Source organism: Sinorhizobium terangae, assembly GCF_009601505.1.
Lineage (GTDB): Bacteria > Pseudomonadota > Alphaproteobacteria > Rhizobiales > Rhizobiaceae > Sinorhizobium > Sinorhizobium terangae.
Window position 1 is genome coordinate 147515 of record NZ_WITC01000124.1, and the last position, 17819, is coordinate 165333.

16 protein-coding genes are annotated in these 17819 nt (G+C 63.0%); 1 reads left to right on the plus strand and 15 read right to left on the minus strand.

Going from position 1 to position 17819, the window contains the following annotated elements; genetic code table 11:
* Positions 1 to 4: 4 nt before the first annotated feature.
* The 7 genes from GHK62_RS29955 to GHK62_RS29985 all read right to left on the minus strand — a co-directional run bounded on the left by GHK62_RS29955 (position 5) and on the right by GHK62_RS29985 (position 8961).
* Positions 5 to 409 (minus strand): GFA family protein, encoded by a 405-nt coding sequence (locus GHK62_RS29955; protein WP_153442568.1) that lies wholly within the window; start codon positions 407 to 409, stop codon positions 5 to 7.
* 176 nt (positions 410 to 585) lie between these two features.
* Positions 586 to 1386, minus strand: a complete 801-nt coding sequence (gene iolB, locus GHK62_RS29960; protein WP_153442569.1) for a 5-deoxy-glucuronate isomerase — start codon at positions 1384 to 1386, stop codon at positions 586 to 588.
* A 210-nt stretch (positions 1387 to 1596) separates the two neighbouring features.
* Positions 1597 to 2499, minus strand: a complete 903-nt coding sequence (iolE, locus tag GHK62_RS29965) for a myo-inosose-2 dehydratase (RefSeq protein ID WP_153442570.1) — start codon at positions 2497 to 2499, stop codon at positions 1597 to 1599.
* A 242-nt stretch (positions 2500 to 2741) separates the two neighbouring features.
* Positions 2742 to 4595, minus strand: coding sequence for a 3D-(3,5/4)-trihydroxycyclohexane-1,2-dione acylhydrolase (decyclizing) (gene iolD, locus GHK62_RS29970; RefSeq protein WP_153442571.1), 1854 nt, complete (start codon positions 4593 to 4595; stop codon positions 2742 to 2744).
* Positions 4596 to 4662: 67 nt separating this feature from the next.
* Positions 4663 to 6615 carry a bifunctional 5-dehydro-2-deoxygluconokinase/5-dehydro-2-deoxyphosphogluconate aldolase gene (locus GHK62_RS29975; RefSeq protein ID WP_184108411.1) on the minus strand — a complete coding sequence of 651 codons (1953 nt, stop codon included), beginning with the start codon at positions 6613 to 6615 and terminating at the stop codon, positions 4663 to 4665.
* Positions 6616 to 6725: 110 nt separating this feature from the next.
* Positions 6726 to 7586, minus strand: coding sequence for a MurR/RpiR family transcriptional regulator (locus GHK62_RS29980; protein ID WP_153442572.1), 861 nt, complete (start codon positions 7584 to 7586; stop codon positions 6726 to 6728).
* A 244-nt stretch (positions 7587 to 7830) separates the two neighbouring features.
* A complete protein-coding gene (locus GHK62_RS29985) occupies positions 7831 to 8961 on the minus strand; it encodes a Gfo/Idh/MocA family protein (protein ID WP_153442573.1) in 1131 nt (376 codons plus the stop codon).
* A 247-nt stretch (positions 8962 to 9208) separates the two neighbouring features.
* Between GHK62_RS29985 and GHK62_RS29990 the strand changes: the two genes are divergently transcribed.
* A complete protein-coding gene (locus tag GHK62_RS29990) occupies positions 9209 to 10039 on the plus strand; it encodes a class II glutamine amidotransferase (protein WP_153442574.1) in 831 nt (276 codons plus the stop codon).
* Between the two features lie 135 nt (positions 10040 to 10174).
* On the opposite strand, the gene coaBC is transcribed toward GHK62_RS29990, so the two are convergent.
* The 8 genes from coaBC to ubiE all read right to left on the minus strand — a co-directional run bounded on the left by coaBC (position 10175) and on the right by ubiE (position 17790).
* Positions 10175 to 11383 carry a bifunctional phosphopantothenoylcysteine decarboxylase/phosphopantothenate--cysteine ligase CoaBC gene (gene coaBC / locus GHK62_RS29995; RefSeq protein ID WP_153442575.1) on the minus strand — a complete coding sequence of 403 codons (1209 nt, stop codon included), beginning with the start codon at positions 11381 to 11383 and terminating at the stop codon, positions 10175 to 10177.
* Positions 11384 to 11469: 86 nt separating this feature from the next.
* Positions 11470 to 11940, minus strand: coding sequence for a nucleoside deaminase (locus GHK62_RS30000; protein ID WP_153442576.1), 471 nt, complete (start codon positions 11938 to 11940; stop codon positions 11470 to 11472).
* A gap of 45 nt (positions 11941 to 11985) precedes the next feature.
* Positions 11986 to 12765 (minus strand): SDR family oxidoreductase, encoded by a 780-nt coding sequence (locus GHK62_RS30005; protein ID WP_153442577.1) that lies wholly within the window; start codon positions 12763 to 12765, stop codon positions 11986 to 11988.
* Positions 12766 to 13034: 269 nt separating this feature from the next.
* Entirely contained in the window at positions 13035 to 13577 is a 543-nt protein-coding gene (locus GHK62_RS30010; RefSeq protein ID WP_153442578.1) for a YbhB/YbcL family Raf kinase inhibitor-like protein, read from the minus strand.
* A gap of 38 nt (positions 13578 to 13615) precedes the next feature.
* Positions 13616 to 14470 (minus strand): helix-turn-helix transcriptional regulator, encoded by an 855-nt coding sequence (locus GHK62_RS30015; protein ID WP_153442611.1) that lies wholly within the window; start codon positions 14468 to 14470, stop codon positions 13616 to 13618.
* Between the two features lie 98 nt (positions 14471 to 14568).
* Entirely contained in the window at positions 14569 to 15072 is a 504-nt protein-coding gene (locus GHK62_RS30020) for a GNAT family N-acetyltransferase (protein WP_153442579.1), read from the minus strand.
* Between the two features lie 361 nt (positions 15073 to 15433).
* A complete protein-coding gene (ubiB, locus tag GHK62_RS30025) occupies positions 15434 to 17008 on the minus strand; it encodes a 2-polyprenylphenol 6-hydroxylase (protein ID WP_153442580.1) in 1575 nt (524 codons plus the stop codon).
* Between the two features lie 5 nt (positions 17009 to 17013).
* Positions 17014 to 17790, minus strand: a complete 777-nt coding sequence (gene ubiE / locus GHK62_RS30030; protein WP_153442581.1) for a bifunctional demethylmenaquinone methyltransferase/2-methoxy-6-polyprenyl-1,4-benzoquinol methylase UbiE — start codon at positions 17788 to 17790, stop codon at positions 17014 to 17016.
* Positions 17791 to 17819: the final 29 nt, after the last annotated feature.

The window sequence follows — 17819 nt, forward strand, 5'->3', positions numbered from 1 at the left end:
GCCTTTAGTCCCGCGGTTTGCCAGGCAGCTTGCCAACGTCCCCGATCCAGGGCAGGGCGGACGAGCACCAGATCTGCGACCGCGGCGCAAGCGCGCGCCGCTGGTTGATCGTGCCAAGGCGGATGTCGATCACCTCGGCGTCTTCGTCCGTGCCGGTCGTATAGATCGGCGAGCCGCAGTCAGGGCAGAAGAACTGCAGGCGCTTTCGCCCGTTTTCGGCGATTTTCACGTAAAGTTTCGGCTCGGCGCCGGTCAGATGGAAGGACGCCCGCGGCGTGCTCGCCGTGACGCGATAGGCCGACCCGGTCAGTTGCTGGCAATCGGTGCAATGGCAAATCGACACCTCGTCCGGGTCGATCTCCGCCTCATAGGTGATATGGCCGCAATGGCACTGACCATCGATCCGCATCGGCCGCTCCTCGCACGGTTTTCGCTGCTGCATGGTTCCTTAAATCGTAGCCGATTTAAGGATAGAAACATGCAGCAATTCAAACTGCTACAGCGTCCTTTGCGCGTTTGATAAAACGCCCGACGCGGTAGAGGGGGTACGATAGACCAGCCGGAGCAAACGTCCAGAGTGTACCCTCAGATGCCGGTGAACAGCCACTCATGTTCCTTGGCGTTATGGAACTTCCAGATCCGCTTCGGTCCCGCCATGACGTTCAGATAGTAGACGTCGTAGCCATGAACGGCGGCGACCGGATGGTAGCCCTTCGGGACGAGGGTCACGTCGCCGTCTTCCACCGCCATCGTTTCGTCGAGCGAGCGATCGTCCGTGTAGACGCGTTGCATCGCAAATCCTTGCGGCGGGTTGAGGCGATGGTAATAGGTTTCCTCGAGATAGCTTTCAGCAGGCAGGTTGTCCTGGTCGTGCTTGTGCGGCGGGTAGGACGAGGTATGCCCACCCGGCGTGATCACTTCGACGACGAGCAGCGACTGTGCCGATCCGTCGTCCTCCGGCATGATGTTGGTGACATAGCGGGTGTTGGTGCCCTTGCCCCGCGTCATCTGCGGGTGCGTACCGGGACGGATGACCTTGGCCTTGAAGCCCTCGCCACCGGGCGCGGAGCAGACGGCAAGGTCGAGATCGGTCGCCGCCTCAGCCTCCCACTTGCCGCCCTTCGGCACATAGACGGCGTAGGGCTGGCCCTCGAACGGCGTCATGCGTTCGCCGAGTTCGCCGAAGTCTTCGCCATCGACGGAAATCTTCGCCTTGCCGCTGACGAGAACGAGGCAGAGCTCCTTCGCACCGGCTTCACCCGCCGTCCTCTCGCCGGGCTTCAAGCGGTTGAGCGCGAAACCGACATACGTCCAGCCGGCGCTCTCGGGCGTGATCTCCTGCATCAGCCCGGATTGTGCCTTCGGTTTGACGAGCAGTTTGGACATTTCGACGGTCTCCTGTTTGTTCGATCGGGGCGGCTCGGCGCTTAAGCCCCTCTCCTCGGGTTTAACCCGAAGACTAGCCCTCTCCCTGCTCGCGGGGAGAGGGGGACTTGAGAGGGCGCGGCATGTCCCTTCTCCCCGCCTGCGGGGAGAAGGTGCCGGCAGGCGGATGAGGGGCGGACCTGTCAAGCCGGCAGCCGGATGAGGGGCGAGCTATACCCGGTCCAGCCCCACTTCCTTCGCAAATGCTTTCAGCGATTTCAGCCCGAGCGACTGGTATTCGAACGGATCGCGTACGGCCGAATCCTGCTCCGCCTCGATCACCAACCAGCCATTATAGCCGTGTTCGGCTGCGATTTTCAGCACGGGGAGGAAGTCGACGCCGCCTTCCTTGTCACCCGGAACGGTGAACACTCCGCGGCGCACGCCCTCGAGGAATGAGAGGCCCTGGCTTTCCACTTCCTTGCGGATTGCCGGACGAACGTTCTTGCAATGGATGTGGCGGACGCGGTGCATGTATTTCTTCGCGACTTCCGCCGGATCGGAGCCGCCGAACCAGGCGTGGCCGGTGTCGAGCAAAAGCTTCGTGGCCGGGCCGGTATGCTGCATCAAGAGATCGATCTCCTCGCCGGTCTGGACGATCGTGCCCATGTGATGGTGATAGACGAGATCGATGCCCTGGTCGGCGCAATACTGCGCGATCGCCTCAAGGTCGGCGCCGAACTTCTTCCACTGATCGGTCGGCAGCATCGGCTTGTCGTTGGCGACGGATTTGGAATCATCGCCGTGAATGGCATTGGAGGTTTCGCAGACGATCGCCACCTTGCAGCGATTGTGTTTCAGGAGATCGAGATGCGGCTGGATCGCCTTCTTCTCGGCTTCGACGTCATGCGTCAGCAGATTGGTGGAGTGCCAGCCGGAAACGAAGACGAGGTCATAAGAGGCGAGCTTCTGCTTCAGCGCCTCCGGGTCGGACGGCATCTTGTGGCCCTTCTCGATGCCGTCGAAGCCGATCTTCTGGCAGTCGGAAAGGCAGTCGTCGAGCGTCAGATGCGCGCCGATCGAATGATCGTCGTCATTGCTCCAGGCAATCGGGTTGGTTCCGTAGCGGATCATGTCTCTTCACTTTCTGATGCACCATGCGCTTGGGGCGGATGGTCGCTGTTCTCATATTTACGCAAAGGGCACATAATGCCCCTCATCCGCCCTGCCGGGCACCTTCTCCCCGCTTGCGGGGAGAAGGGATATGCCGCGCCCTCTCAAGTCCCCTCTCCCCGCCTGCGGGGAGAGGGCTAGGGTGAGGGGCCATTGGACGTAGAGCGGCGCCCGCGCAAAACCGCGAGCGCCATTCGTGGCGATCAGCCGAAGCGCTGCGATTGGAGCGCCTTCTCATACCGCTCGCGGGCTGCCTTCACCTGCTCGCGATCCGAAACCTCCGGAACCGCGACATCCCACCAATGGCCGCCGGCTTCCGTGGTGATCAGCGGGTCAGTATCAATGACGATGACGGTCGTGCGCTGTTCTTGCGCCGTTTCGCCGAGTGCGGCCTCGAGTTCCGGAATCGAGCCGACCTTGCGGGTGACGGCGCCCATCGCCGCGGCATGCGCGGCAAAATCGATGCCCGGCAGCATCACGTGATGCGTGTCCTTCAACAGGTTGTTGAAGTTCGCGCCGCCCGTTTCCATCTGCAGCCGGTTGATGCAGCCATAGCCGGCATTATCGAGGAGCACGATGGTGATCTTGGCGCCGAGCATGATCGAGGAGGCGATCTCGGAGTTCAGCATCATGTAGCTGCCGTCGCCGACCATGACGACCACGTCGCTGTCGGGCTTGGCGAGCTTGACGCCGAGGCCACCGGCCACTTCATAGCCCATGGTCGAGAAGCCGTATTCCATATGGTAGCTGCCTGGCGCGTCCGCCTGCCACAGCTTGTGCAACTCGCCGGGGAGCCCGCCGGCAGCGCAGACGAGCGTCGTCTTCTTGCCGCCGCGGGCGCGCTGGACGGCGCCGATCACCTGGGCATCCGAGGGGAGCGCCGCATTGGTGGTGGCCGTCGCCTTGTCGGCCGCCTCCAGCCACTTGGCCTTGCCGGTCTTCGCCTTCTCGGTCCAGGCGCTGTCGGCCTTGTAGCCGCCAAGGCCGCCGGAGATCCGGTTGAGGCCGGCCCGCGCATCGGAAATCAGCGGCAGGCCATTGTGCTTGCCGGCATCAAAAGGCTGGACGTTGAGACCGATGATCTTCAGCCCTTCGTTCTTGAAGAGCGCCCAGGACCCGGTGGTGAAATCCTGAAGCCGCGAGCCGACGGCGAGTACAACGTCGGCTTCCTCGGCAAGCCTGTTGGAGGCGGAGGTGCCCGTCACGCCGACCGAGCCCATGTTGAGCGGATGCGAATGCGGCAGCGAGGACTTTCCGGCCTGGGTCTCGACGACCGGAATGCCATGCTTTTCGGCAAAGTCGGCCAGTTCCGCGCTTGCTTCCGAATAAAGCACGCCGCCGCCGGCGATGATGATCGGTTTCTTGGCTGACTTGAGCAACGCGATCGCCGCGGCGAGCTCGTCGAGATCGGGCTCGATCCGCCGGGGGACCCACACCTTCTCGTCGAAAAAGGATTCCGGATAGTCGTAGGCCTCCGCCTGGACGTCCTGGCAGAGCGAGAGTGTGACCGGGCCGCAATCGGCCGGGTCGGTCAGAACCTGCATGGCGCGACGCAGCGCAGGGATGATCTGTTCCGGCCGGGTGATGCGGTCGAAATAGCGCGAGACGGGGCGGAAACAGTCGTTTGCCGAGATCGTGCCGTCGCCGAAGCTTTCCACCTGCTGCAGCACCGGATCGGGCCGGCGGTTGGCGAAGACATCGCCGGGCAGAAGAAGAACCGGCAGCCGGTTGACATGGGCAAGCGCCGCCGACGTGACCATGTTCAGCGCACCCGGGCCGATTGAGGTCGTGCAGGCCATGAAGCGGCGGCGGAAGCTCGCCTTGGCAAATGCGATCGCCGCATTCGCCATGCCCTGCTCGTTCTGCCCGCGGTAGGTCGGCAATGTTTCGCGCACGGCGTAAAGCGCCTCGCCGACTCCGGCGACGTTGCCGTGGCCGAAGATCGCGAAGACACCGCCGAAGATCGGCACGCGCTCGCCGTCGATGATCGTCATCTGCTTGGTCAGGAACCGCGCCACGGCCTGGGCCATGGTGAGGCGCACGGTTTTCTGGCTCATTTTCTGTTTCCTCCTCGCGGGCGAAGTTTCTGCTTCGCCCTTCCGCTGCATCGTCGCCGGAGCGATACTATGCAGCCTTTGTTTCACCCAGTTGCAGCCAGAGGTCCACCAGCGCTTTGAACCTTGCCGCCATGTCGGCGACCGCCTGCTCGTCGGTCATGGCGCCGGCGAGCCAGGCCTTGCTGGCGTCGGCGAAGATCGTCCGGCCGACCGCAAAACCCTTGACCGTCTTCGACGTCCGCGCGGCGGCAAAGCCATCCTTCAGCACCTCATAGGGTGCCTCGAGGCCAAGCAGCACGACGCCGCGGCAGAGCGGGTCGCGCGTTTCGATCACGGCGTCGATAGCCGCCCAGGCACCGCGGCTCGCCTGTGGCTCCAGCTTCCACCAATCAGGCTTCAAACCGGCATCATAAAGCTCGGTGAGCGCCCGCGGAACGGTCAGATCGTCAAGCGTGCCGTGTTTGCTGGCAATGATTTCGATCAAGATCTCGCGGCCGACCTTGCGCGCCGCTTGGAAGGCGGAGCGAAGCTTTGCGATCTGCGCGGCCTTGAGCTCGGCCGGATCATCGGGGTGGAAGAACGACAGCACCTTGATGCAATGATCGACCGGCCAGTCGATGAGGCGGCTGCCGAGGTCCTGGCTGAATTCGAACTGCAGCGGACGCGAACCGGGAAGCTCGATCGGCTTGCCGATCCAGAAATCGCGGTGGGCGCCGGCGGCATAGAGGGCGTCGCGGCCATATTTGTCGTCGATCAGCATGCCGAAGCCGGGCCGGCCGGCGGCGACCTGAGCGGCAGCCTTGACCGCAAGCACCTTGAAGGCCGGAATGCGTGCCAGAAGTTCCGGCTTGCCTTCGGCAATATCTTCCAGCTGGCTGCGGTGATCGATGGCAAGCGCCATCAAAAGCGGGATGTCGCGGCGGCGGGTCGTCGCCCAGTGAACGTGGTTGATTGCCTCGTCCTTGCGGAGCGCCTTTTCCTTGCTGCCGTTTTCGAGGAAGAAATTGAGCTCGGTCCAGGTCGGGATTTCCGGCGCGCAGAGCAGGCGCGACACCGCAAAGGCGCCGCAGGCATTGGCCCAGGTGGCCGATGTCGCGTGCGGCTCGCCGGTCAGCCAGCCGCGCAGGAAGCCGGACATGAAGGCATCGCCCGCACCCAGCACGTTGTAAACCTCGATCGGAAAACCCTTGCCGACGATGCCGTCTTCGAGATTGTCGGAGATCGGGCCGTCATAGACGATGCAGCCCATCGGCCCGCGCTTCAGCACGATCGTGGCTTTGGACAGTGTGCGGATGGTTTTCAGCGCCTTGAGCAGATCGCTCTCGCCGGACGCGATCAGAACCTCTTCCTCGGTGCCGACGATGAGGTCGCAGTCGCCGAGAACGGTCTTCAGGTGCGCGGAGACGCGGTCGGAGGCGATATAGCGGCTTTCGCCTGCGTCGTGGCCGGCAAGACCCCAGAGATTGGGGCGATAGTCGATGTCGAAGACGACCTTCGCGCCGCTTTCCTTGGCGATGCGGATGGCCTTGCGCTGGGCGGCATCGGTATTCGGCTTGGAGAAATGCGTCCCAGAAACGAGGACCGCGCGCGCGGAACGGATGAAGTCTTCCGCGACATCATCCTCGCAGAGCGCGTTGTCGGCGCAGTTGTCGCGATAGAAGAGCAGCGGGAAGGACTTGTCGTTTTCGACGGAAAGGATCGCGAGCGCCGTCAGCCGCTCCGGATCGGTGACGATGCCGCGGGTCTCGACGCCCTCGCGTTGAAGCTGCTCGCGGATGAAGCGGCCCATCTGCTCGTCGCCGACACGTGTCAGCAGCGCCGATTTCAGGCCGAGGCGCGCGGTGCCGACCGAGATGTTGCAGGGGCAGCCCCCGACGGATTTGGCAAAGCTTGCCACGTCCTCGAGCCGTGTGCCGATCTGCTGGCCGTAAAGATCGACCGATGCCCGGCCGATGGTGATGAGGTCGAGGGGCTTGGCTCCCTTTGCCGACGGGTTTTGGGCCGATGGACTCTGGCTCACTGCTTCCTCCCCGCCGACGCCGCGCCGGCGCCGACAATTATCCATTATGTCATGGGCGATGAAGTTATGAAACATAAGTTCCGTCGGTCCGTCAATATGGAATTTTCATTCTATTGACCGCCGCTGTCCGTCAGGCGCTGGCGCTTCTCGGCGATCGCCACCGTCAGCGCCATTGCAAAGGCCATGCTGGCGGAAAGGGAACGGAAGCCGGCATGGTCGGCCTCCACCAGTTCGAACCAGACCTTCGACGATTCGGCGAGCGGCGAGAAGGCCGAATCGGTAAGCGACACGACCGGCACCTTTCGGCTGGCGAGGGATCGCGCCTGGCTGGCGCTTTCCGAGGCATAGGGCGAAAAACTGACCGCGAAGGCTGCATCCTGTTTCGTCGCCATGGCCAGCATATCGTCGTCAATCCCGGCTGCCGTCCCGACGTGTTGATACTTCACTTTCAGCTTGCCGAAGGCGTAGGCCATATAACTGGAAATAGGGTAGGAGCGGCGCTTGGCGATGAGATAGATCGTGTCGGCGTTGGCGAGGATGTCGACGGCGCGCTCGAAGGCCTCCGGGTCGACGGATGTGGCAACATTGTCCAGCGATCGATGGGCGGCGGCGACGAACCCGTTGAAGATCGAGCCGCTTTCGAGCTTGCTGTGTTCGTTCTGGCTCAGCGCCCTCAGCCGCTCTTCGTATCCGGGCGTGCGTTCCCTGAGCCGCGCTCGGAAAATCTGCTGCAGGCTCGAAAAACCCTCGAAACCGAAATGCTGCGCGAAGCGCACGAGTGTCGACGGCTGGACGTCGGCGGATGTCGCAATGCTTGCCGCCGTGCCGAAGGCGATCTCGTCCGGATTGTCGAGCGAATAGGCGGCGACCTGTTTCAGCCGCTTCGGCAGTTGCGCCTTGCGCTCGAGAATGACGGCCTTCAGCGCCTCGAAATCCTGGGGGACGTCCATGGTCGTCTCCGGCATTGGCATCGTTCAGAATCTCCGGCCTCTTGTTTCACTGCCTTATTCTAATCGATTGATGACGGTCGCGGTAGAATGGATGTTCCATTTTTCCGTCATGTACGCCCCTCATCCGACCTGCCGACCACCTTCTCCCCGCAGGCGGGGAGCAGGACTCCCGCGGCGCCCACTTCGCCCCCTCGCCCCGCCTGCGTGGAGAGGGTCAGGGTGAGGGGCGAATAACGAGCCAGCCCAGGTGTCGGATAGAGTAGCCTCAGCCGATTTCGACCCATTCGTTCGTCCGGGCCGACTGGTAGGTTGCCGATAGCACCTTCTGGACCTCGTAGCCCTCGCGGAAATCGGTCGACGGCTTGCCGCCCTTGGCGATCGCGTCAAGAAATTCGTGGACCTCGATTGCCTTCAGGTCATTGAAGCCGATCTGGTGGCCGGGCGCCACGCAGAAGGCGCCGTAGGGCGGGTGCTCGGGTCCGGCCCAGATCGTGCGGAAGCCACGACTGCGGATGTCGTCACCCGCATAGTAGACCTTGATTTCGTTCAGCCGTTCCTGGGTGAAGACAATACTGCCCTTCGATCCGTAGATTTCGAAGTCATGCTGCATCTTGCGGCCGGTGGCGATCCAGCTTGCCTCGAAGCTGCCGGTCGCGCCGTTCTCGAAGCGTACAAAAGCGCGTGTAATGTCATCGACTTCGACGGTACGCGTTTCGGCCGTGCCGGGCGAGACAGGGCGTTCCGGGATCTGGATGACCGTTTCAGCGAGTACCGACCTGATCGGTCCGACAAGATGGCGCATGGAGGCGATAATGTGGCTGCCGATATCGGCAAGCGCACCGCCGCCGCTGCGCGGATCGAGCCGCCAGCCCCACGGAACGTTGGCATCCGCCATGAAGTCCTCGGCATGAAGCCCGCGCATAGAGCGGATCTCGCCGATCTCGCCGCTTTCGATGATGTCCTTGGCGAGGAAGATCAGCGGGTTCTTGAGATAGTTGAAGCCGACCTGGGTGACGATGCCGGCCTTTTCGGCGGCGGCGACCATTTCGGCGCAATCGGCGACGGTTGGCGCCAGAGGCTTCTCGCAACAGACGTGCTTGCCGTGGGCGATCGCCGCAAGCGCCATCTCCTTGTGCAGAAGGTTCGGTGTGGTGATGTCGATGATGTCGATATCGGGATCGGTCAACAACTCCCGCCAGTCCGCCGTCGCCTTGCGAAAACCGAGGCGCCCGCGCGCGGCCTCGGCGCTGTCCTTTGTCACGTCAGCAACGGAAACGAGATCCAGCTCAAAGGGAAGATCGAACACGCGCGTCGCGGTCGTGAAGCCAAGGGCGTGGGCCTTGCCCATGAAGCCCGTGCCGATCAGGCCGACGCCGAGTTTGCGTTTGCCGCTCATATCATTCCTCCCGGGCAAGGGCCCCTTTGCGCTTCGTGGAAATGAAATGAAATGTGCGAATATTGTCAATATGGAATGTTTGTTCGAAATCTTCTCGCCCCGGCAATGTGCTACGAGAAACAGCGCCGGTACGGCGAATCCGCTACGGAGAACGGGGTGAATTTGTTAACGCATTTTTACCGTGTTTCGTTGGAACATCCGGTAACGATGGTTAACGAATCGTCTCGAAAAGCCGGAGTGAAGAAGTATGTGCCGTTGGGCCGCCTATCGCGGAGAGCCGCTCTATCTCGAGGAACTGGTAACCTCTCCGGCGCACTCGCTGATCGAACAGTCCCATTGTGCAACACGCGCCAAAACGGCGACCAACGGCGACGGGTTCGGTATTGCCTGGTACGGCGATCGTCCGGAGCCCGGCCGCTACCGAGACATCCTTCCCGCCTGGTCCGATTGCAATCTCAGGAGCATCGCCCGGCAGATCCGCTCGCCGCTGTTCCTTGCCCACGTCCGCGCGGCGACCGGCGGCGGCACACGCCGCGACAATTGCCACCCCTTCGTCTTCGGGCGCTGGTCCTTCATGCATAACGGCCAGATCAGCGATTTCGAGCATCTGCGCCGGCCGATGGAGAGCATGCTCGACAACGATCTCTATGCCGCGCGCACCGGCACGACGGACTCGGAATTGCTCTTTCTCCTGGCCTTGCAGTTCGGCCTCGATCGCGATCCGCTCGGCGCGATTGCCGAGGCGCTGGCCTTCGTCGAGCGGCTTGCAGATCGTCTCGGTCGGCCGCCGCTCGTCCGCTTCACGGCCGCCTTGTCCGATGGTCGGAACCTCTATGCGGTACGCTACGCCACCGACTGGAAGGCGCCGACGCTTTATGCGGCGCCGATGGGACCGAGTGGCGGCTACTGTCTGGTCTCCGAACCGCTCAACGATGACGACAATGCCTGGGTCGAGATCCCGGATGGCGCAGTGGTCATCGTAGGTGAGAACGGCGTCGACGTGCGTCTTTTCGGTACCGCCGAGGTCGAGGTGCGGGAAGGCCCGTTACAGCGCCGCGCGTCCAATCGGACGCGCTAAAGTCGCTGCAACAATTTGAATGGCTGCATGATTTTGTCCTTAAATCGATTCCGATTTAAGGAAGCATGCAGTAGCGGATGCGCCACGCGCCGAATTGAGCGCATAGGCGCGGCAGTACATTAATCCAACGATAAGCTATCGTGAAAGCGCCTCGGCTATGCGCGCGGCAAGCTTTGCCGCTACGTCTTCCTTGTCCATGTCCGGCCAATCTTCGACGCCGTTGCGGCCGATCAGCTTCACCCGGTTGCGATCGCCGCCCATGATGCCGGTCGCGGGCGAAACGTCGTTCGCGAGAATGTAATCGGCGCCTTTCCGTTCCAGCTTGGCGCGACCGTTCTCGGCGACGTTTTCCGTCTCGGCGGCAAAGCCGATCACCAGCTTTGGCCGGGAGGGGTGATGGCCGATCGTCTTCAGAATATCGGGGTTTTCCGCAAGCTGGAGCGGAGGAGGGGCCTCGCCCGGTTTCTTCTTGATCTTGTTGCCGGCGGCGGAGGCAACGCGCCAGTCCGCAACCGCCGCGACCATGACGGCAACATCGGCCGGAAGCGCCGCAAGCACCGCATCGCGCATTTCCTCGGCGCGCTCCACGTGGACAACGCGAACGCCGGCGGGATCGGGAATCGTCACCGGACCGGAAACAAGCGTGACCTCCGCTCCAAGTTTCGCGAGCGCCGCGGCAATCGCGTGGCCTTGCTTGCCGGAAGAGCGGTTGGCGATGTAGCGCACCGGGTCGATCGGCTCATGCGTCGGTCCGGAGGTGACGATGGCCTTTCGCCCCGCCAAGGGTCTTTGTCCGCCCTTCAAGAGTTCCTCGACGGCGGCGACGATCTCGAGCGGCTCGGCCATCCGGCCTTCGCCGGCTTCACCGCTTTCGGCCATTTCGCCTGCGGCAGGCCCGACGAAACGAACGCCGTCGCCTGCTAGTGTTTTGCGGTTGCGGCGCGTCGCCGGATGCGCCCACATTTTCGGGTTCATCGCCGGAGCGAGCAGCACGGGGCGGTCGGTCGCAAGAAGGATGGTCGAGGCGAGGTCGTTAGCAAGCCCGCTCGCGATCTTGGCCATCAAATCGGCGGTCGCCGGAGCAACGACGACGAGATCGCATTCGCGAGCCAGCCGGATATGGCCGACATCCTGCTCGTCCTCACGCGAGAAAAGGTCGGTAAAGACATGGGAGGCGGAAAGGGCGCCGACGGCCAGCGGCGTCACGAACTGCTGCGCAGCCGCCGTCATCACCGGCCGGACCTCGGCACCGCGCTCACGCAGGCGGCGAATGAGGTCGAGGCTCTTGTAGGCGGCAATGCCGCCGGAAATGATGAGAAGTATGCGCTTGTCGGAAAGTGTCATTCCGCTTCGGCTCTTGGCCGCTCCTGGTTCTTTGATCGCGACCCTACCCGACGGGCCTGTCGCGCGCAATTGGAGCCGGTGAGCGGCTAACTTGTCTGTTGCCGCTTCTGCCACTCGGCGTAAAGCGGCACCGCATCCTGCACCTCGAGCGGCACATGGCGAAACCGCATCGCCTGTTCCGTGACTGGCTTGGCGAGTTCCGCGTAGATCGCCGAAGTCGACAGTCCGTAAGGCTCCGCTTGCGTATTCGAATGGGCGTAGCTGATCTCGTTGATGCCGGCCATGCGCATTGCGGCAAGGCACATCGGGCATGGCTGGCCGCTGGCGTAGACCGTGCAGCCCTCGAGCCGCAGCGACTGAAGAGCCTTGGCCGCTGCACGCAGTGCATTGAGCTCCGCATGCGAAGTCGGGTCGCCGGTCCGAGCCATCTCGTTGACGCCCGTCGCGATCACCACGCTATCCTTGACCACGACGGCGCCGAAAGGGCGGCCGCCGTTTTCCATATTGCTGCGCGCGAGCGACACGGCCTCGCGCAGAAAGCGTTGTTCCTCATCCATATTCCTGCTCCTACCCCAGTGCCTGCTGCGCGGCCGCGAGAGCGCTCATAGCATCGATCGGCTGAGCCCGCCGTCGACCGGCAGCGCGATACCTGTAACATAGGCCGCCTGGCGGCTCGCAAGGAAAGCGGCAGCCGCACCGAATTCCGCGGGCGTGCCGTAGCGGCCGATCGGGATTTCCGACTGGCTGCGCGCGGCGACGGTCTCCACCGTGACCCCTTCGCTTTCCGCGTCCATGCGGTCGAAGGAAAGCGTGCGATCGGTCGCCAGCCGCCCCGGCAGCAGCATGTTGACGGTGACGCCGTCGGCCGCAACCTCGCCCGCAAGCGTCTTCATCCAACCGGCAAGCGCGCTGCGCAAGGCATTGGAGGCGGTGAGGCCGGGGATCGGCTCGCGAATGCTGGTCGAGGCGACCGCGATGATGCGGCCGAAGCGGCGCTCGCGCATTGCCGGCAGCAGGCGATGGGTGATGCGCATGCCTGCCAGCACCATCGCCTCGAATTGTGTCCGCCAGAAATCGGCATCGATGTCGGCCGCACGCGTCGGCGGTGGTCCGCCGCCGTTCAGGACCAGAATGTCGACCAAGCCGAATTTTGCGGCCAGTCGGTCCAGAAAAACGTCGATCGTTTCCGGTTTCGTAAGGTCGAGCGAAAACCCCGCAGCGGTCGACCCGATCTCGGCCGCGACCTTGCCGGCTGCCTCTTCGTCCCGGCCGGTCAGCGCAACGGCAACGCCTTCGGCCGCCAGTGCTTCGGCGATGCCGCGTCCAAGTCCCTTGCTCCCGCCAAGCACGAGCGCCCGTTTTCCTGCGATACCGAGATCCATGATCCGATCCTCCCACCTGATTGTCGCTGCTCGCATTGTTGGACCGCGCCTGGACGATGTCGTCAATGAAGCAGAGGGAAAATGGCAGGGCGACCGCGTGTCGCACAAGTCGGAAAATTCACTGGTGGATTCAAAGAGAAAGCCCCGGGGGCGCCGCGTTCGGTCTCGGCATGGAGGTTTGCTATGGCCAGGTTCGGGATGCGGGGCCGCCGATGCGGACCGCCAAGAACTTGCCCCGTGGCGGGAAATGCGCCGCGGGGCAGCGCAGATCAGCGCTCGTACGTGACCTCGATCGTCGCTTGGTCCAGTGCATTGGCCCGGACAAAGAAGCCAACCATGGCGGCGGGGGCATTTTCATCGAGGGGGAGCTTGTCCTGGGATAATGCATAGACCGTGAACTGGTAGCGGTGTGGTCCGTGACCTTCAGGCGGGCACGCGCCACCGTAGCCGGACATGCCGAAATCGGTGCGGCCCTCAACCGCGCCTGCGAGAAGCTTCTTGTCTCCGCTTGCCCCGGTCGCGATCTCGGTGGCGTCGGCGGGCAGGTTGAACACGGTCCAGTGCCACCAGCCAGAACCCGTGGGTGCATCGGGATCATAAGCCATGACCGCGAAACTCTTGGTACCCGGCGGCGCACCCGACCATGCCAGATGTGGTGAGGTATTCTTCCCACTGCAGCCGAAGCCGTTGAAGACCTGCGCATCGGCCATCGGCTTGCCTGCTGTCAGGTCTTTCGAGGTCAGTTTCATCTCGGCGTGCGCGGCGGTGGTGCCGAGAAAGCTCAAGGTGAGAAGTGTTGTGATGAGGCGCATAGGTATTTTCCTGTAGTTGCCAATGAAGCAAGCCTACGTCAGGCAGAAATTTTGTCTGCCCCGATATGCGCAACTTCTGTCCCGATCCGCTCAAATATCGCGGAACCTCCCCGCACGTCGCGCGGATTGACGCCAAAGCGATCTTTGAACCGTGCGGCAAATTGGGACGGCGAATCGTAGCCCACTTCCTGGGCAATGTTTGCAATAGACAACATTGTCGTCTGCAGGAGCGCCAGCGCCCGCGTCATGCGCGTGTCGCTCAATGTCTCGGTGAAGCTGGTGTTCTCCGCCGCCAACTTCCGCCGGAGCGTGGCCTCGCTCATGTGGAAGGCGGACGCGGCATGGCCCAAAGTCCAGCCGTGGGCGGGGTCGGTCTCGATCATCTGACGCAGGCGATCCTGCAGAAGCAGGCTTCCCCGGTTGCCCAACACGGCGCCGCTGAGCGCAAACCAGGTTATGAGTTCCATCAAGCGGACCGTGGCGACGGCACTGGGGAGTGTCGCGAGATTTTCCGGCGAGCACCAGAAGTCAAACAGCGCGACCGCTTCGCCCGGCAGGTCCACGGCCTTCATCGCAAGTGGCGTCCGAGGAGGCGCGACGGAAGCCAGGCGCGCGTAGGTCTCTTCAAACAAGTGGCGTGAAATGGGCAGGGCGCGGGCTTCGTAGTTCTGCGCTGCATTGGGAATGTTTTCGATCGTCATGGGCTGATGATCGGGCAACAGGCCAAAGTCGCCGGCTGTGAAGCGCAAAGGGGTATCGCGTATGATCACCACCTTGGTTCCCGAACGCACCTGGACAAGCGCAGGGGTGGTGCTCACGAGCCGATGAAAGCACGCCCGTCCCGCCTGTCGGATGAGGGCACCGGCCGAAAGAAGAGGAGTTTCGTGCTGCATGTGTTCCCTCCCGGTTGACGAATGACATGGCAGTTCGGTGGTCGCTCGCAAAACTCTGAGACCGTCGCCTGCCGCGGCCGCCTGAAGGCGGCGTCCCGTCATGGGTGTAGTCGCGCCATGGCTAGCACGTCGGCAAGCGCGCCGTCCCGCAGCGCGTAGGATTTCAGTAGGCCCTCGGTCTCGAAACCTGCCTGGCGATAGAGCGCGATCGCCGCTTCATTGTCGGTGAAGACCGTCAACTCGATGCGGGAAATGCCGAGCCACCGGTCGGCCGCGTCGATCAGGGCGTTGAGCAAGGCCCTGCCGATACCGCGCCGCCGGTAATCGTCATGCACGCTCATGCCAAGATCCGCCGCATGCTGCCGCCGTCCCCTGTGACGATGCAGGCCAGCCAACCCGACGATGCGCCCCTCCAGTTCGGCAACGATAACCATGTCGGTTTCGGTGAGGTTTTCGAGCCATTTTCGGGTCTGTTCCGGCGGCGCGAAGGGCAGTCTGAGTGTGCCTCGGCGAACGCCGGGCAAGTCCCGCAAGGCGGCGAGGGCCTCCCAGTCGTCAGCGGACGCGGCGCGGATCAGCAATTCGGGTTGGATAGGGGTCATCGTTTCCTCTCTCCTCAAGATGTGAGGCCGAGGAAACAGCGCCGAACCCTGCTTACCTCGGCAGGGTTGGCGTGGAGACGGCCGCTTAGCGCAACAGGCTCCCCGCACACCCTGGGGTGTGCGTGGTCACCATCGGCACGAGCGCAAAACGACTATCCATGGCCGGATGCTACTTCAGGATGCGAAGAATCGGAAGGGGGATCGCAAGTGAGGGACAAAGTTTCCGCAGCGGTCGCCACCTTCTCCCCTTGTGGGGTCCGCCGGGGGGCGGGAGACAGTGGCGCCCTCTCAAATCCCCTGCGCCGGCGGGGAGAGGGTTAGTCCTCGGGTTAAATCCGAAGAGAGGGGCGATTACTGCCTATCATCCGAGCTGCCAGGCGATATAGATGAGCGTCGCCGCGATAATCCAGAGCGCGACGCGGCCAGAGCGCGTGTGGCGTGCCTCGGCCTTTCCGATCGCCTGCGCGGTCTCGGCATCGAAGCGCAGGCCGTTTTCGCTCATCGCCATGAGTTCCGATGAGAATCGCTCGGTCCGGGCGGCGATCTCTGGCACTGCCTCGGCAACCCGGAGCGCCGCATGCAGGCCGTCGCGCAGATCGGCGACAATGCGCTTCGGGCCGAGATTGTCGCGGATCCATTTGCCGACGACCGGTTCCGACGCTTTCCACATGTTGAAACGCGGGTTGAGCGTGCGGGCCACACCTTCAACGACGACCATCGTCTTCTGCAGCATCACCAGTTCGGGGCGCGTCTGCATGTCGAAGAGCTCGGTAACCTCGAAGAGCAGCGTCAGGAGCTTCGCCATCGAGATGGTCTCGGCCGGCTGGCCGTGAATCGGCTCGCCGATCGCGCGGATCGCCTGGGCAAAGCTCGCGGCGTCGTGATGGGATGGAACGTAACCCGCCTCGAAATGCACGTCGGCGACGCGCTGGTAGTCGCGCATGATGAAGCCGTAAAGGATCTCGGCGAGGAAGCGGCGTTCCTTTTTTCCGAGCCGCCCGACGATGCCCATGTCGACGGCGACGATGTGGCCGGCGTCGTCGACGAACAGATTGCCCTGGTGCATGTCGGCATGGAAGAAACCGTCACGCAGCGTGTGCCGCAGGAAGGACTGGATGAGCGTTTCGGCGAGCCGGTTGAGATCGTGGCCGGCTCGCTTCAGTCCTTCGATGTCGGACATCTTCACGCCGTCGATCCATTCCATGGTGACGACGTCGCGGCCAGTGCGTTCCCAGTCGACCTTGGGCACGCGAAAACCGGAATCCTCTTTGGTGTTTTCTCCGAGTTCGGAAAGAGCTGCGGCCTCGAGCCTCAGGTCCATTTCGACCTTGGTCGTCTGCTCCAGCGTCTTTGTCACCTCGACGGGCCTAAGCCGCCGCGTGTAGGGAAGAAACCGCTCCTGCATGCGGGAGACCAGGTACATGGCCTCGATGTCGGCGGCAAAGCGCTGGCGCACGCCGGGCCGGATGACTTTGACGGCCACCTTTTCGCGCTTGCCGTCGCGCAGGACGACGGCGGGGTGGACCTGGGCGATCGAGGCGGCCGCCATCGGCTCGGAAAATTCGGCAAAAAGCGCATCGACCGATCGGCCGAGCGAGCCTTCGATCGCGGCCCTGGCGTCGCTTTCAGGAAACGTCGCCATCCGGTCCTGCAAGAGTGAGAGATCGGCGGCGAGCTCGGCACCAACGACATCCGGGCGCGTCGCCAGGAACTGGCCGACCTTGACATAGGAGGGGCCAAGCCGTTCGACGGCGCGGGCAAGACGACCGCTGCGTGCCTCAAGCCGGGCCCTGCGGCGGGCAAGCAGTCCTGCGAGCCGCTGCACGAAGCGTGCCAGCGGAGGAAGATGCTCGGACGGAACGGCAGAAAAGGCGTCCTCGCGCGCAAGGACCCAGCCGATCCGCACGAGGCGAAAATATGCTCCAGGCGTGCTCATTGCGTTCAGATTTTCCAGCCGGAATGAAGTGCCGCGATACCGCCGGTATAATTGGTGAACGAGACGCGTGAAAAGCCGGCATCCTTGATCATCGCGGCGAAATCGCGCTGGTTGGGGAACTTCCGGATCGATTCGACCAGATACTGGTAGGGCGCATCGTCACCCGTGATCAGTTTGCCGAATTTGGGAATCGCATTGAACGACCAGGCGTCATAGAAACGGTCAAGCAGCGGCATCTCGACGTCGGAAAACTCGAGCACCAGCAGCCGTCCGCCGCGCTTCAAGACGCGATAGGCCTCCTTGAGCGCCACGTCGATGCGCGGCACGTTACGGATACCGAAGGCAATCGTGTAGGCGTCGAAGGAATTCGCAGCGAAAGGCAGGTCTTCGGCATTGGCCTCGACGAAGTCGAGATTGGGCGAAAGCTTCTTCTTGCTTGCCCGTTCGGCGCCGACGGCGAGCATCGAGCCGTTGATATCGAGCACGGTCGCATGGGCCTTGCGATCGGAGGCTTCGACGATGCGAAACGCGATGTCGCCGGTGCCGCCCGCCACATCCAGCACCCGATAGCTTTCCCGACGCGGCGGATTGAGCGCCGCAATCATTGCATCCTTCCAGACACGGTGAAGCCCGGCCGACATCACGTCGTTCATGATGTCGTAGCGCTTGGCGACCTTGTGGAAGACATCGTTGACGAGCGGCTGCTTTTCGCCCGCGCCGACCTCGCGAAAGCCGAAGGAGGTTTCCATGCCCCCATTGGCCGATACGCGCTCATCTGTCATTACGAAACTCCACTTCAACCAAATTTGCC